The organism is Achromobacter ruhlandii, assembly GCF_902859695.1.
GTDB classification, from domain to species: Bacteria; Pseudomonadota; Gammaproteobacteria; order Burkholderiales; family Burkholderiaceae_B; genus Achromobacter; species Achromobacter ruhlandii.
Map to the genome: position 1 here is coordinate 72,742 of NZ_CADIJL010000019.1, position 13,937 is coordinate 86,678.

The 13,937-nt window shown below is 67.7% G+C and carries 13 protein-coding genes; 7 read left to right on the top strand and 6 right to left on the bottom strand.

The genetic code is table 11. The features are described 5' to 3' along the window. The first annotated feature begins 11 nt into the window (after positions 1 to 11). Positions 12 to 923, top strand: a complete 912-nt coding sequence (locus HV742_RS21030) for an NAD-dependent epimerase/dehydratase family protein (RefSeq protein WP_059272181.1) — start codon at positions 12 to 14, stop codon at positions 921 to 923. Positions 924 to 936: 13 nt separating this feature from the next. On the opposite strand, the gene HV742_RS21035 is transcribed toward HV742_RS21030, so the two are convergent. The 6 genes from HV742_RS21035 to HV742_RS21060 all read right to left on the bottom strand — a co-directional run bounded on the left by HV742_RS21035 (position 937) and on the right by HV742_RS21060 (position 7,610). Further along, complete coding sequence (locus tag HV742_RS21035; protein WP_059272183.1) at positions 937 to 1,956, bottom strand: LacI family DNA-binding transcriptional regulator; 1,020 nt, start codon at positions 1,954 to 1,956, stop codon at positions 937 to 939. A gap of 9 nt (positions 1,957 to 1,965) precedes the next feature. Further along, on the bottom strand, positions 1,966 to 2,340 hold the full coding sequence (locus tag HV742_RS21040; protein ID WP_049072702.1) for a tautomerase family protein: 375 nt from the start codon (positions 2,338 to 2,340) through the stop codon (positions 1,966 to 1,968). Positions 2,341 to 2,484: 144 nt separating this feature from the next. After that, entirely contained in the window at positions 2,485 to 3,777 is a 1,293-nt protein-coding gene (locus HV742_RS21045; protein ID WP_054416361.1) for a quaternary amine ABC transporter ATP-binding protein, read from the bottom strand. After that, complete coding sequence (locus HV742_RS21050) at positions 3,774 to 4,631, bottom strand: ABC transporter permease (RefSeq protein ID WP_049072699.1); 858 nt, start codon at positions 4,629 to 4,631, stop codon at positions 3,774 to 3,776. Before HV742_RS21050 ends, HV742_RS21045 begins: the two co-directional genes overlap by 4 nt. A 286-nt stretch (positions 4,632 to 4,917) precedes the next feature. After that, the gene (locus HV742_RS21055; protein ID WP_049072697.1) at positions 4,918 to 5,919 is read right to left on the bottom strand and encodes an ABC transporter substrate-binding protein; all 1,002 of its coding nucleotides are present in this window, start codon (positions 5,917 to 5,919) and stop codon (positions 4,918 to 4,920) included. Positions 5,920 to 6,335: 416 nt separating this feature from the next. Continuing rightward, entirely contained in the window at positions 6,336 to 7,610 is a 1,275-nt protein-coding gene (locus HV742_RS21060) for a class I SAM-dependent methyltransferase (protein ID WP_141702415.1), read from the bottom strand. Positions 7,611 to 7,820: 210 nt separating this feature from the next. Here HV742_RS21060 and HV742_RS21065 point away from each other — a divergent pair, with 210 nt between their 5' ends. The 6 genes from HV742_RS21065 to HV742_RS21090 all read left to right on the top strand — a co-directional run bounded on the left by HV742_RS21065 (position 7,821) and on the right by HV742_RS21090 (position 13,931). Next, positions 7,821 to 8,969 carry a Bcr/CflA family multidrug efflux MFS transporter gene (locus tag HV742_RS21065; RefSeq protein WP_054416360.1) on the top strand — a complete coding sequence of 383 codons (1,149 nt, stop codon included), beginning with the start codon at positions 7,821 to 7,823 and terminating at the stop codon, positions 8,967 to 8,969. A gap of 463 nt (positions 8,970 to 9,432) precedes the next feature. Next, positions 9,433 to 9,669, top strand: coding sequence for a 50S ribosomal protein L28 (gene rpmB, locus HV742_RS21070; protein ID WP_006385639.1), 237 nt, complete (start codon positions 9,433 to 9,435; stop codon positions 9,667 to 9,669). A gap of 37 nt (positions 9,670 to 9,706) precedes the next feature. Beyond that, positions 9,707 to 9,874, top strand: coding sequence for a 50S ribosomal protein L33 (gene rpmG, locus HV742_RS21075; protein WP_003810296.1), 168 nt, complete (start codon positions 9,707 to 9,709; stop codon positions 9,872 to 9,874). A gap of 198 nt (positions 9,875 to 10,072) precedes the next feature. Then, on the top strand, positions 10,073 to 11,293 hold the full coding sequence (locus HV742_RS21080) for an ABC transporter substrate-binding protein (protein WP_175146281.1): 1,221 nt from the start codon (positions 10,073 to 10,075) through the stop codon (positions 11,291 to 11,293). After that, the gene (locus tag HV742_RS21085; RefSeq protein ID WP_175146282.1) at positions 11,293 to 13,170 is read left to right on the top strand and encodes an ABC transporter permease; all 1,878 of its coding nucleotides are present in this window, start codon (positions 11,293 to 11,295) and stop codon (positions 13,168 to 13,170) included. Before HV742_RS21080 ends, HV742_RS21085 begins: the two co-directional genes overlap by 1 nt. Continuing rightward, complete coding sequence (locus HV742_RS21090; protein ID WP_063581284.1) at positions 13,167 to 13,931, top strand: ABC transporter ATP-binding protein; 765 nt, start codon at positions 13,167 to 13,169, stop codon at positions 13,929 to 13,931. Before HV742_RS21085 ends, HV742_RS21090 begins: the two co-directional genes overlap by 4 nt. Positions 13,932 to 13,937 lie beyond the last annotated feature (6 nt).

Below are 13,937 nucleotides of genomic sequence, written 5' to 3' on the forward strand. Positions count from 1 at the left end.
AAGCTTTCACCGTGACCTCTCCCCTGCCCCCCGCCCGCATTGTCGTCACCGGCGCCACCGGCCAGCTCGGCCGCAAGGCGCTCGCCATCCTGGCGCGCCAGCCCTGGTGCGAGCACCTGATCGGCATCGACCTGCAGGCGGACGACACCGTCTTCAGTCCGGAAGTGCGCGAACGCCTGACGCTGGTCGCCGCCGACCTGGAGCGCCCCGCCCCCGCCTGGACCCGCCATTTCGAGGGCGTCGATGCCGTGCTGCACCTGGCGGCCCGGCACTCCACCCCCGACGCCAGCTGGGAAGAAGCGCTGGGTTCGTACAACATGACACTCAACGTCCTGACCACGGCCGCCACGCATGGCGCGCGACGATTGGTGTTCGCGTCCTCCAACCACGCCATGGGCGGCTACAAGGACCCGCCACTGGCCGCCGCCATGGGCCCGGGCAAGCTGACCGCCAGCACCGAACCGGCCCCCGGCACGCGCTGGTTCGATGGCGAGCGCGAGGTGCATTCGCTGGCCTACGGCACCTCGAAGGTCATGGGAGAACGCCTGTGCCGCGCCTATGCCGCCGTCACGCAAGGCCGGCTGTCCACCGTGATCGCGCGCATCGGCTGGATCCTGCCGGACGACAACGACCCGCGCGACATGACTTACTCCGGCGTGGCCCACCGGCGGGCGCCCGAACCGGATGCGCACGACGAACCGGCGCGCCGCGCGCTGGCGTGGTTCCACGACATGTGGTTATCAAACGGGGATTTCGAACGCCTGCTGGTCGCCTCGCTGACGGCGGACGCGGCCGACTGGCCCGGCGCCAGCGTCACGGTCAACGGGGTGTCCGCCAACCGGGGCAGCGCCTGGGACGTGACGGAGGGGCGCGCCAGTCTCGGCTACGACCCGCGCGACGACGTGCGCCGCCATCTGGGATAGCGGCCGGGGAGGTTCAGGCCGGCGCGCGGGTCGAATCGCGCAGCACGATCTCGTACCCCAGGGTCCGGACCCTCGCCTGCGGCTCGCGCGAAGCCAGCTGCTCGACCGCCGCGTAGGCCATGTCGCGGATCGGCTGGCGCAGGGTGGTCAGCTTGGGCCAGGTCTGGCGCGACAGCGGCGTGTCGTCGTAGCCCGCCACCGACAGCTCCTGCGGCACCTTGATGCCGCGCGCGTGCGCCGCGTACAGCACGCCGGCCGCCATGTCGTCGTTGGCCGCGAAGATCGCGCTGGGGCGGTCGGCGCGATCGAGCAACCGTTCGCCGCAACGCACGCCGGAATCGAAGGAGTGCAGTCCCTGCTCCACCAGGTCCGCGTCATACGCCAGGTTGCGCTCGGCCAGCGCGTCGCGATAGCCCTGCAAGCGGCCGCCGACGGCGCCATGGTCGGGATGCCCGGCCACGAAGCCGATGCGGCGGTGGCCCAGGTCCAGCAGGTAGCGCGTCATGTCGCGCGCCGCCGAGCGGTCATCGGTGCTGACCTCCAGCCCCCTGGCGCTGGGCGAACTGGGCGCCAGCCGCACGAACGGCACGTCGCTCCGGTCGAGCGCGTCGATCAGGGCGCGCACGTCCGACAACGGCGGCGTCAGCACCAGGCCGGCACAGGCGTGCTGGCGCGCCGACTGTTCGATCTGCGCGGCCAGGTCGGGCGCGCGGTAGTCGCAGGGGTGCAGCAGCAGGCTGTAGAAATAGCGCTTGCAGGCGTCGAGCGCGCCTTGCTGGATGTTGATCAAGTAGTTGTCGCTGGGATTGTCGTAGACCAGCATGATCAGGTCCGAGCGCTTGCTGGCCAGGCGGCGGGCGGAAGGGTTGGGCTGGTATTTCAGCAGCGCGATCGCCGCCATCACCTTGGCGCGGGTCTTCTCGCTGGTGTTGGGCTCGTTGTTCAACACGCGCGAAACGGTCTTGATGGACACGCCCGCCTCGGCCGCCACGTCGTCGACGGTGACGGAACCCTTTTCCTTGCCGGTCGCCATGCTCCGGTCTCAGCGGCCGGCGGCCTTGGCGCTCAGGCCGTTGGCCACGCCCATGTCGGTCTTGGGCACGTCGCGGATCAACACCCGGACGTCTTCACCCGAAATGCCGATGCTGGCGCACACGGCCTGGTTCAGCGCCGCGATCAGCGCCGATTTCTTGGCCTCGTCACGCCCCTCGATCAGGGCCGCGTCGACGCGCGCCATGGGCTTGCCGATCTGGCCGGCCACGATCACGTGTTCGGCGGGGATTTCCTGCAACACGATGCGCACGCTGGACAGCGGCGCGGCGATGCTCTCGACCACCGCCTGCGATGCCGCCTTCAGCAGCGCGGTCTTCTGGGCGGCCGAATGGCCCTGCATGATCTGGACATTCAAGATGGGCATGACGGGTTCCGATATTCCGAATAGTGGCGAACCGGCGATCATTGCCGGCCAGCCATCATATCCGGACTGGCCCCGGGCGCAAGCCTGCCGCCCGGGAACCGGGCCGCGGCGACGGGTCGCCCCGCCGCCGCGCGGCTTGCGCCGTCAGGCCGCCTCGCCCCGTTGCGCGGGCTGCGGCTGGCCTTGCAGTTCGGCCTCGGCCGGGTCGGCGCCATCGGCGGCCGGCGCGGAGTCGGAAGCCTCCGTTGCGGGCGCGGTCTCGGCCAGCACCGGCGTCACCAGCTCGACCACCTTCTTGCGCGACAGCATGCCGATGAACTCATCGTTCTCGCCCGTCACCGCCACCGGCTGGTCGCTGTGCACCAGCTGCGCCAGCACCTCGCCCAGGCCGGCCGTGGCCGGCACCGAGGCCAGGTCCTCGACGAAGCGCGACACGTCGCGTCCGCCCTCGCGAACCGCCTGCTCGGCCGCTTCCAGCGTCAGCACGCCGGCCAGCCGCTTGCCGTCCAGCACCGGCGCGTACTCGTAGTTCAACGCGCGCATGCGATCCACCGCGTGGGCCGGACGCGACCGCATGGTCAGCGTCAGGCGCGCCGGGTTCACGGCATGGGTCGCGTTCAGCACCTTGGTGCGGTTCACGTCCTGCAGGAACGACTGCACGTAATCGTTGGCCGGGTTCAACAGGATGTCTTCCGGCGTGCCTTCCTGCACCAGTTCGCCGTCCTTCAGGATGGCGATGCGGTTGCCCAGGCGCAGCGCCTCGTCCAGGTCATGGGTGATGAAGACGATGGTCTTGTTGAGCTTGGATTGCAGCTGCAGCAGCTGGTCCTGCATCTCGCGGCGAATCAGCGGATCGAGCGCCGAGAAGGCCTCGTCCATCAGCAGGATCTCGGCGTCGGTCGCCAGCGCGCGCGCCAGGCCGACGCGCTGCTGCATGCCGCCCGACAACTGGTGCGGATACTGCTGCTCGAAGCCCGACAGGCCGACCTGCTCCAGCCATTCGCGGGCGCGCTGCTCGCGCTCGGCGCGGCCCACGCCCTGCACGGCCAGGCCGTAGGCGGCGTTGTCCAGCACGGTGCGGTGCGGGAACAGGCCGAAGCGCTGGAACACCATGCTCATCTTCTTCTGGCGGAAGGTCTCCAGGTCGCGCTTGTTCAGGCTGACCACGTCGACGCCGTCGACCAGGATGTGGCCGGCGCTGGGCTCGATCAGGCGATTGAAGTGGCGGATCAGCGTCGACTTGCCGGACCCCGACAGGCCCATGATGACATAGATGCTGCCCTCTTCGATCGACAGGCTGATGTCGCGCAGGCCCAGCGTGTGGCCGCTTTCGGCCAGCAGCGCTTCCTTGCTCATGCCGCCCTGCGCGGCTTCCAGCCACTTCTTCGGATGCGGCCCGAAAATCTTGTAGATGTTCTTGACTTCGATCTTGCTCATCGCTGGCCTCCCATGCGCATGCGCTGTCCATACGATTGCGTGATCCGGTCGAACAGCACGGCCAGCACCACGATGCCCAGGCCCGCCAGCAGGCCGCGGCCCACTTCCAGGCGGTTGATGCCGAGCAGCACTTCATACCCCAGGCCGCGCGCGCCGATCATGGAGGCGATCACCACCATCGACAGCGCCATCATGGTGGTCTGGTTGATGCCGGCCATGATGTTGGGCAGCGCCAGCGGCAGCTGTACGCCGAACAGTTGCTGGCGCGGATTGGCGCCGAACGCGCGCGACGCTTCCAGCACCTCGCGGTCGACCAGGCGGATGCCCAGGTCGGTCAGGCGGATCAGCGGCGGCACGGCGTAGATCACGGTGGCGATGATGGCCGGGATCTTGCCCAGGCCGAACAGCATCACCACCGGAATCAGGTACACGAAGCTGGGCATGGTCTGCATCACGTCCAGCACCGGCAGCATGATCGAACGCAGCCAGTTGACGCGCGCCATCAGCACGCCCAGCGGAATACCGATAATCACCGACAGCCCGGCCGCCATGATCATCAGCGCCAGCGTCTGCATGCCGGCGTCCCACAGGCCGAGCACGCCGATCACGCACAGCAGCGCGCCCATGGCCAGGCTCAGACCGATGCGGCGGCTGACCAGCCAGGCGATGACGATGGTCACGCCGACCACGGCCCACCAGGGCGAGCTGCGCAGCACCTGCTCCAGCCACACCAGGGCGTGCAGCACGGGCTGGGACAGCGTCTCCAGAGTGTCGGCGTAATTGGTGACCAGATGATCGACGAACCCGTCGATGGCCCCGCGCACCTGACGCGCGGGAATGATTTCAGGAAACATGTTTTTGACTCCATTTCAGCGCGTTCGCCACGCGCCGCGCCGTGCGCCAGCACGGCATCCGGCCCGCTGGCCGGGGCGGCGCCCCTCGCGGGGAACCGTCATCGGCGAGGGCGAAACACGCTTACAGTCCGGCGCGGGAGCAACACCTCCCGCGCATGCTCGCTTGGCGGGCAGTCCGCCTGCCGGAGGGCTTTTTCCCCTTGGGGTCATCCCAAGGGGGAAAAGTCCAAGCCGGCGGGTCGTCCCGGCAGGCCGGAACGGCCCGCCGCCGGAAAGGCGGCGCGGGTTACAGCGCGCTTTGCACGCGCCCGGCGACGTCGGCGGGGACCCACTTGGTCCAGACGTCGGGCTTGTTCTTCAGGAACCACTTGGCCACGGCGCCGGACTCGTCGCCGGTTTCCTCCATATGGGCCAGGGTCTCGTTCATCACGGGCAGGGGCACCGAGACCTTCGACAGGAACTCGGTCAGCACCGGCGCTTCCTGCGAGAACTTGGTGTTCACCGCGGTGAAGACGGGGTTGTCGGGATAGGCGCTGGCCTCGGGCTTGGCGCACTTGGGCGACGTCAGGCACTTGTGCTTGTCGGCGTCGTAGGGCGGCATTTCCAGCTTGACCAGGTCCATGGCGCCGACCAGCGGCGTGGGCGACCAGTAGTAGAAGACCACGTTCTGCTTGCGCTTGTAGGCCGACATCAGGGCCGCCTTCTGCGCCGCGCCGGTGCCCGGCGAGTACAGCGTGTAGGTGTCGTCCAGCTTGAGGGCGTGGAACAGGTTGGTGCTGGTGACTTCGCAACCCCAGCCGGCCGGGCAGCCGTAGAAACGGCCCTTGCCGGGTTCCTCGGGGTCCTTGAACTTGTCCTTGAACTTCGGCAGGTCGGCCGCGGACTTCAGCTCGGGCAGGCGCTCGGCGGTGTAGCGCGGGATGTACCAGGCCTCGCCGCCCATGTAGAGATCGCCGATCCGCTTGACGCGGCCGGTCTTTTCGGCGCGTTCCCAGGGGTCGGCGACGCTGTTCAGCCAGATCTCGGTGTTGATGTCCAGGTCACCGCGCTCGAGCGCGGCCAGGGCGGGCAGGGTCTCGGTGGGCAGGGTTTCGGTCTTGCAACCGTAGCCCTTTTCCATGATGAAACGCTCGACATCGACCAGGACCAGATTGGATTCCCAGTTCATGGCGCCGAAGTTGATCGGACGCTTGAGTTCGCATTGCGGCGCATCGGCGGCTTGGGCCGAACCGGCGAAGGCGAACAAGACGGCCGCGGCGGCCAGGGTCTTGACGGGGGTGAAACGCATTGGCTTTTGCCTCCATAGGTTCAGGGACACGACGGCGCTGGTCCGGCCGTGCCATGGAGCTAAGGGGGTTGTGCGGAAGACGGGCAGAACCGCCAATACAAACCGACACTAGCAACAAGAAAATCCGCGGGGTGCGGGGTCTTGCAAGACAGGAGCCTCAAAAACGGAGTTTTCGAGAACCCACAGATAGTGAACAAACTGAAAGAAGAAGGCAGCATCTTAACCGAAATTGATGCATGACCCAAGCCCTGACCTGAACAAAACAGATACATTCAGACGGTAAAACGTCCGGACAAACCCTGATTCCCAGGAGACGGTTTCCCGTTTTTCCCAGGGGAATCCCCCCTCGAAAACCCAAATACATTTAGTTAATATTTTGTTCGTATAAATACAACTGGCGCCCCGAAATCGCCGCTTTAGCGGGCTTCGCCCGCGTCGTCGCGGTACATGTAATCGCGTCGCCAGGGGTAGGCCAGGTCCGGGGGGTTGTCCAGTTCGTCTGCCCGCCCGGTGGCCGGATGCTGGCCCAGCACCTGGTGCAAGGCAATCCAGCCATGCTCGAACCCCATGGCGCAGCCGGCCAGGTACAGCCGGTAGGCGCGCAGCGACCGCGCGCCCTGTTCGCCGCCGAGTATCTGCGCGGCCTCCGGCAGGCGCGCCTCGAGCGCATCGCTCCAGGCCCACAGCGTGCGCGCGTAGTGCGGCCGCAGATTCTCGACGTCGACTTCCTCCAGGCCGCCGTTGGTCATGGCCTCCATGACCACGCTGATGTGGGTCAGTTCGCCGCCGGGGAAGATGTATTTCTCGATGAATTCGCCCATGCCGCTGCCCAGTTCGGCGTTGTAAACGCCGGCCGCGGTGATGCCATGGTTCATGATCAGGCCGCCGGGTTTGAGCAGCCGCCGCAGCTTGGCGAAATAGCCCTCCAGCTGGGCCCGGCCGACGTGCTCGAACATGCCGACCGAGGCAATCTTGTCGAACGGCGTGGCCTCGTCGAGCTTGCGGTAATCCAGCAGCTCCATGCGCACGCGGCCACCCAGCCCCTTTTCCTGGATCAGCTTGGTGACATGCGCGTGCTGGTTGCGCGACAGCGTGATGCCGGTGGCATCGACGCCGTAGTGCTCGGCCGCCCACAGCAGCAGGCCGCCCCAGCCCGCGCCCACGTCGAGAAAGCGTTCGCCAGGCCGCAGCCGCAGCTTGCGGCATATATGGTCGAGCTTGGCCTCCTGCGCCTGCGCCAGGGTCATGCCGGGTTCACGGTAATAGGCGCAGGAATAGACCCGGCGCGGATCCAGCCACAACGCGTAGAAGTCGTCGGACAGGTCGTAATGGAATTCGATCTGGCGGGCATCGCGCTCCACCGAGTGGCGCCACACGGACATCACTTTGCGCACCAGCTCGGTCAGCCAGCCGCCGCGCGCCGCGTCCACCGGCGAACCCGGCAGCAGCGCCGAGGCCGCCGCCATCACGTCGCGCATCGAGCCTTCGATGTCGATGCGGCCCTCGACGTAATCCTGGCCCAGTACGCCGACCGCGCCTTCGGCCAGGTGGGCCAGGGCGGTCTTGTCATGCGTCACGAAGCGCACCTTGGGATCCGGCGGCCCCATCACGGTGCCGTCAGGCAACACCAGCTGGACGGTCACGGGCAAAGCCTGGAGCTTGCGTTCCACCACAGACAACAAAGGATTCACGACCTCTCCTCTGAAATACGTACGGACACGACAGACTGTATCGGAAATCGGTTGAAATTTGCGTGTAAGGTGCTCCGTGATACAGTCATTGGCTTGGTGCAAAACACGCAATAAAGCGCGTCGCACCCTGTCCCTCGCGCGAGCCTTCTCGCGATCCACATGCCCCCTACCCTTTCCTCACGCGGCGCCCTGCCGGGCTGGCTCATTCTCATGGGCGCCCTGACGGCGATCGGCCCCTTTGCCATCGACATGTACCTGCCGGCGTTCCCGACGATCGCCGCCAACCTCGGCGTGCCGCGCGGCGACGTCGAACGCACCCTGGCCGCCTATCTGATCGGCCTGGCCCTGGCGCAGGTGTTCTACGGCCCGATGGCCGACCGCTACGGCCGCAAGCCGCCGCTGATGGTCGGCCTGGCGCTCTTCATGGTGGCATCGCTGGGATGCGCGCTGGCCGGCTCGGTCGAGGCGCTGACCGGCTGGCGCGTGGTGCAGGCCATGGGCGGCGCGGCCGGCATCGTGATTCCGCGCGCCGTCATCCGCGACCACTACGAGACCCACGAAGCGGCGCGCGCCATGTCGCTGCTGATGCTGATCATGGGGCTGGCTCCCATCCTCGCGCCGCTGGCGGGCGGGCAGCTGCTGGGCTTCGCCAGCTGGCGCAGCCTGTTCTGGGTGATGCTGGCCGGCGGCGCCATGCTGATGACGGCGGTCATCCTGATCATGAAGGAATCGCTGGCGCCCGAACGCGTCGTGCCGCTGCGCCTGCGCACCATCGTGCAGAACTACCGCGCCCTGTTCGCGCATCGCGGGTTCATGGCGCACAGCCTGGCCGGCGGTTTCGGCCAGGCCGGCATGTTCGCCTACATCATCGGTTCGCCCCGGGTGTTCATCGAGCTGTACGGGGTCGACCCCAAGTACTACGGCCTGCTGTTCGGCACCAACGCGCTGTCGCTCATCATCTGCTCGCAGATCAGTGCCCGCCTGCTGCGCAATCACACGCCGCGCCAATTGCAGCGCCGCGCCCTGACCTCGCTGGCCTGCGCCAGCCTGGCGGCGGTGGCATTGACGCTGGCAGGCTGGATGACGCTGCCGCTGCTGATGGCCTGCCTGATCTGCTACATGGGCAGCCAGGGGTTCGTGAATCCCAACTCGGCGGCGCTGGCGCTGTCCGACCAGGGCAAGCGGCTGGGCGCGGCCTCGGCCCTGTTGGGGACGCTTCAGTTGTCCTGCGGCGCGCTGGCCGGCTTCGCCGTCAGCGCCTGGCAGACCGACAGCGCCCTGCCCCTGACGACCACGCTGGCGACCTGCGCCTGCCTGTCGTGGCTGTCGGGCCGCGTGGCGCAATCGCACCCGGCCTGAAGCCGGGGACGCAAGGCGCCGGGCGAGGCGGCAGCCTCGCACCGGACGTCCGCCGGCGCGCGCCGTCCGGACGCGCCCATCGCGGCAGGAACGCCACGCTTTTCCACGCGCCGCGCCCTGGTACTTGATTTATCTCGATTTTTCGTATTAGAATCTACGTCTTCACATGAAGTTTCCCGTGCTGGACTACTATGCTTTGTAGTTCAACACTCTGACCCCCAAGCGCATTTTTGCGGATGGCAGGCAGCGGGTATAAGCACTGGGCGGGATCCCAGGGGTTGAAATCGGTAGTCTTGACGACGCGGCATTTCAACACGCAGGTTCCCCCCTCATCCACTAAGACTGGGTGGCCGGCAAGATGGCAAGAACCTCGGGCAAGTCCCGGCGGCAAGCCTCTCACAGCCCGGCGGCTGAAACCCTGTCTACCCCCCCGGTGATGCGCAAGAATAAATGAGGTGCATCCATGGCACGCGTATGCCAAGTGACCGGCAAAGGCCCGATGGTGGGCAACAACGTTTCGCACGCGAACAACAAGACCAAGCGTCGCTTCCTGCCCAACCTGCAATCGCGCCGGTTCTGGGTTGAAAGCGAAAACCGCTGGGTGCGCCTGCGCGTCTCGGCCAAAGCCATCCGCACGATCGACAAGAACGGCATCGACGCCGTGCTGGCCGAAATGCGTGCCCGCGGCGAACTGGCCTAATCGGCCCCCCGCCAATCTGACATACTAGGAGCACGACATGGCCAAAGGTATCCGCGAAAAGATCAAGCTCGAGTCGACTGCCGGCACGGGTCATTTCTACACGACCACCAAGAACAAGCGCAACATGCCCGAGAAGATGCTGATCAAGAAGTTTGATCCGGTCGCTCGCAAGCACGTTGACTACAAGGAAACCAAGCTGAAGTAATTCAGCCGGTATCCGGAAAGCCGAAAAAGGCCCTGCATCGCAGGGCCTTTTTCTTTGGCCGAGCGCAACGGGGAATCAGGTCGAAACGCCGTTTTCCCTGGCGCGAGGGCGCCGCGCATGCTTCAATTGGGCCGAAACTGCAATCGTGCCCTACATGAGCCCGGCTTCGATCGGGCTCTCTTGCCAGCGATACCCGCCATGCTCCGTCCTTGCCTGACCCTGCTGCGCCGCGCGCTCGCGCCCGCGCTCCTGGCCCTGGCGCTGACCCCGGTCGCGTCCGCCAAAGACACCAAAGAGCCGATCCGCATCGGCGAAATCAACAGCTACAAGGCGATACCGGCCTTCCTGGGCCCGTACAAGAAAGGTTGGCAACTGGCGCTGGAGGAGGTCAACGCCTCGGGCGGGGTGCTGGGACGCAAGCTCGAAGTATTTTCGCGCGACGACAACGGCAATCCCGGCGACTCCGTGCGCGCCGCGCAGGAACTGCTGGCGCGCGAAAAAGTGGATCTGCTGTTCGGCGGTTTCCTCTCCAACACCGGCCTGGCGCTGACCGATTTCGCCAAGCAGCAGCAGGTGTTCTTCCTGGCCGCCGAACCACTGACCGACAAGATCACCTGGCAGGAAGGCAACCGCTACACGTACCGCCTGCGGCCGTCCACCTGGATGCACGTGGCCGCGCTGGCGCCCAAGGCGCTGGCGCTGCGCAAGAAGCGCTGGGCCATCGTCTACCCCAACTACGAGTACGGGCAGTCCGCCGTGGCCACCTTCAAGGCCATGATGAAGTCGTTCCAGTCGGACGTGGAATTCGTCGCCGAACAGGCCGTGCCGCTGGGCAAGGTCGATGCCGGCGCGGTGGTGCAGGCCCTGGCGGACGCCAAGCCCGACGCCATCTTCAACGTGCTGTTCGCCGCCGACCTGACACGCTTCGTGCGCGAAGGCAACACCCGCGGCCTGTTCGAAAACCGCGCCGTGGTCTCGGTGCTATCCGGGGAACCGGAATACCTGGAGCCGCTGGGCGCCGACACGCCTTCGGGCTGGATCGTCACCGGCTACCCCTGGTATGCCATCGACACGCCGGCCAACAAGACCTTCGTCGAGGCCTATCGCAAGCGCTACAACGAGACGCCCAAGGTCGGCTCGGTGGTGGGCTACGCCTCGCTGATGTCGATCGCACAGGGCCTGAAGGCCGCCGGCGAGGTCGACACCGAGAAACTGGTCGACGCCTTCGCCGGGCTGAAGGTGGACACGCCCTACGGCCCGATCCAGTACCGCAAGATCGACCATCAATCCACCATGGGCGTGTACGTCGGCGTCACCGCGGTCGAGGACGGCAAAGGCATCATGAAGGACTTCGCCTACATCGACGGCGCGCGCCTGCAGCCGCCCGACGAGCAGGTTCGCAAGATGCGCCCGCGCTGATGAGCCTGTCCGGACTGCTGTCGCAGCTGCTCAATGGCCTGGCCGACGCCAGCGCGCTATTCCTGGTGGCGGCCGGCCTGTCGCTGATCTTCGGCGTCACGCGGGTGGTGAACTTCGCCCACGGCTCCTTCTACATGCTGGGCATCTACCTGGCCTGGACCTTCACCCGCCACTTCGGCAATGGCGCCGGCTACTGGGCCGGCCTGCTGCTGGCCGCGCTGGTCACCGGGCTGATCGGCGCCGCCGCCGAGCTGCTGGTGCTCAAGCGCCTGTATCGCGCGCCTGAACTATTCCAGTTGCTGGCGACCTTCGCGCTGGTGCTGATCATCGGCGACGCCGCGCTGGCCATCTGGGGCGCGGAAGACCTGTTCGCGCCCCGCGCGCCCGGCCTGGCCGGCGCGGTCGAGATCCTGGGGCGGCGCTTTCCGCAATACGACCTGCTGCTGATCGGCGCCGGCCCCGTGGTGCTGGGTTTGCTGTGGCTGCTGCTCAAGCGCACGCGCTGGGGCCGCCTGCTGCGTGCCGCCGCCGAAAACCGCGACATGCTGGCCGCGCTTGGCGTCAACCAGGCCTGGCTGTTCACCTCGGCCTTCACGCTGGGCGCCTTCCTGGCCGGACTGGGCGGCGCGCTGGCCGCGCCGCGCGTGCCCGCCACCCTCGGGCTGGACCTGGAGATCATCGCCAGCGCCTTCGTGGTGGTGGTGGTCGGCGGCCTGGGCTCGATCCCCGGCGCCTTCCTGGCGGCGCTGCTGATCTGCTGCGTCAAGGCGCTGTTCGTGTTCATCGGCCAGGCGCATATCGGCCCCTGGACCTTCAACCTGTCGAAACTCACCCTGCTGGCCGAATTCGCCGTCATGGCGGTGGTGCTGGTGGCGCGCCCCTGGGGCCTGCTGGGACAACCGCCGGCGCCGTCCTCGCAGACACCCGCCGCCGAGCCGCCCATCGCCCCGGCAGGCCCGCGCCTGCGGCGGGCCTACGGCGTGCTGCTGGCCCTGCTGGCGCTGGCGCCCCTGGCAACCGCGCACGCGCCTTACCTGGGCATCCTGCTGACCGAGATCCTGATCGCCGCCCTGTTCGCCGCCAGCCTGCACTTCCTGACCGGCCTGGCGGGCATGACCACCTTCGGCCATGCGGCCTGGTTCGGCCTGGGCGCCTATGGCGCCGCGTTGCTGCTGAAGCTGGCGGCGCTGCCGATGGAGGCGGCGCTGCTGCTGGGGCCATTCGCGGCGGCGCTCGGCGCGCTGGTGTTCGGCTGGTTCTGCGTGCGCCTGTCCGGCGTCTACCTGGCGATGCTGACGCTGGCGGTGGCGCAGATCTTGTGGGCGCTGGCCTATCAGTGGGACGACGTGACCGGCGGCAGCAATGGCCTGATCGGGCTGTGGCCATCGAGCTGGCTGGCGCGCGGCCCCTGGTTCTACTACCTGACGCTGGCACTGTGCGCGCTCGGCATTGCCTGGCTGCGGCGCCTGGCTTTCTCGCCGCTGGGCTACGCGCTGCGCGGCGCGCGCGATTCCGTCCTGCGGGCCGAGGCGCTGGGCATGGACACGCGCCGCATCCAGTGGGCCGGTTTCGTGGCGGCATCGCTGGCGGCCGGCCTGGCCGGATCGCTGTACGCGTTTTCGAAGGGCAGCATCGCGCCCGACGTGCTCGCCGTCAGCCGCTCGGTCGACGGCCTGGTGATGGTGCTGCTTGGCGGCCTGCAGACGCTGGCCGGCCCCCTGGTCGGCGCGGCGGCCTACACCTGGCTGCAGGACGCGGCGGCACGCAGCACCGAATACTGGCACGCCGTGCTGGGCCTGGCCATCCTGGCGCTGGTCATGTTGTTTCCCGCCGGCCTGGCGGGCGCGGCGGCCCGCCTGCAACGGAGGCGATCATGACGGCCGCCCTGCCCTTGCTGCGGGTCGATGGACTGCGCAAATCCTTCGGCGGCATCGACGCCCTGGCGGACGTCTCGTTCCAGCTGGAAGCGGGCCGCATGCTGGCGCTGATCGGCCCGAACGGCGCCGGCAAGTCCACCTGCTTCAACGTGCTTGGCGGGCAGTTGCGGCCGGACGCCGGCTCGGTGCGGCTGGACGGCCGCGAACTCGTCGGCCTGTCGGCCGGCAGGATCTGCCGCCTGGGCGTGGGACGCACCTTCCAGACCGCCGCCACCTTCCGCTCGATGACGGCGCTTGAAAATGTGCAGACCGCCCTGCTGTCGCGCGACCGCCTGCTGTTCCGCCCCTGGCGCCGCGCCGAGTCGCACCGCGTCAACGAGGCGCTGGCGCTGCTGGAGCAGGTGCAGATGGCCGGCCAGGCCCGCGCCCATTGCGGCGCCCTGGCCTATGGCCAGGTCAAGCGGGTGGAACTGGCGATGGCGCTGGCGCACCGTCCGCGGCTGCTGCTGATGGACGAACCCACCGCCGGCATGGCCACCAACGAACGCCATGCCCTCATGCGCCTGACACGCGAACTGGCCGATACACAGCGCATGGCCGTGCTGTTCACCGAGCACAGCCTGGACGTCGTTTTCAAGCATGCCGACCATATCGCCGTGCTGGTGCGCGGCAGCCTGCTGGCCGAAGGCCCGCCCGACCGCATCGCGGCCGACCCGCGCGTCCAGGCCGCCTACCTGGGCGCCGACGCGCCCCTGGCCTGAACGGCG

Coding starts and splice junctions, on each gene's coding strand:
- HV742_RS21090 (WP_063581284.1), top strand. CDS start 13,167: ATGACGGCCGCCCTGCCCTTGCTGCGGGTCGATGGACTGCGCAAATCC.
- HV742_RS21045 (WP_054416361.1), bottom strand. CDS start 3,777: ATGAGCAAGATCGAAGTCAAGAACATCTACAAGATTTTCGGGCCGCAT.
- HV742_RS21065 (WP_054416360.1), top strand. CDS start 7,821: ATGGGCGCCCTGACGGCGATCGGCCCCTTTGCCATCGACATGTACCTG.
- rpmG (WP_003810296.1), top strand. CDS start 9,707: ATGGCCAAAGGTATCCGCGAAAAGATCAAGCTCGAGTCGACTGCCGGC.
- HV742_RS21035 (WP_059272183.1), bottom strand. CDS start 1,956: ATGGCGACCGGCAAGGAAAAGGGTTCCGTCACCGTCGACGACGTGGCG.
- rpmB (WP_006385639.1), top strand. CDS start 9,433: ATGGCACGCGTATGCCAAGTGACCGGCAAAGGCCCGATGGTGGGCAAC.
- HV742_RS21040 (WP_049072702.1), bottom strand. CDS start 2,340: ATGCCCATCTTGAATGTCCAGATCATGCAGGGCCATTCGGCCGCCCAG.
- HV742_RS21050 (WP_049072699.1), bottom strand. CDS start 4,631: ATGTTTCCTGAAATCATTCCCGCGCGTCAGGTGCGCGGGGCCATCGAC.
- HV742_RS21055 (WP_049072697.1), bottom strand. CDS start 5,919: ATGCGTTTCACCCCCGTCAAGACCCTGGCCGCCGCGGCCGTCTTGTTC.
- HV742_RS21080 (WP_175146281.1), top strand. CDS start 10,073: ATGCTCCGTCCTTGCCTGACCCTGCTGCGCCGCGCGCTCGCGCCCGCG.
- HV742_RS21085 (WP_175146282.1), top strand. CDS start 11,293: ATGAGCCTGTCCGGACTGCTGTCGCAGCTGCTCAATGGCCTGGCCGAC.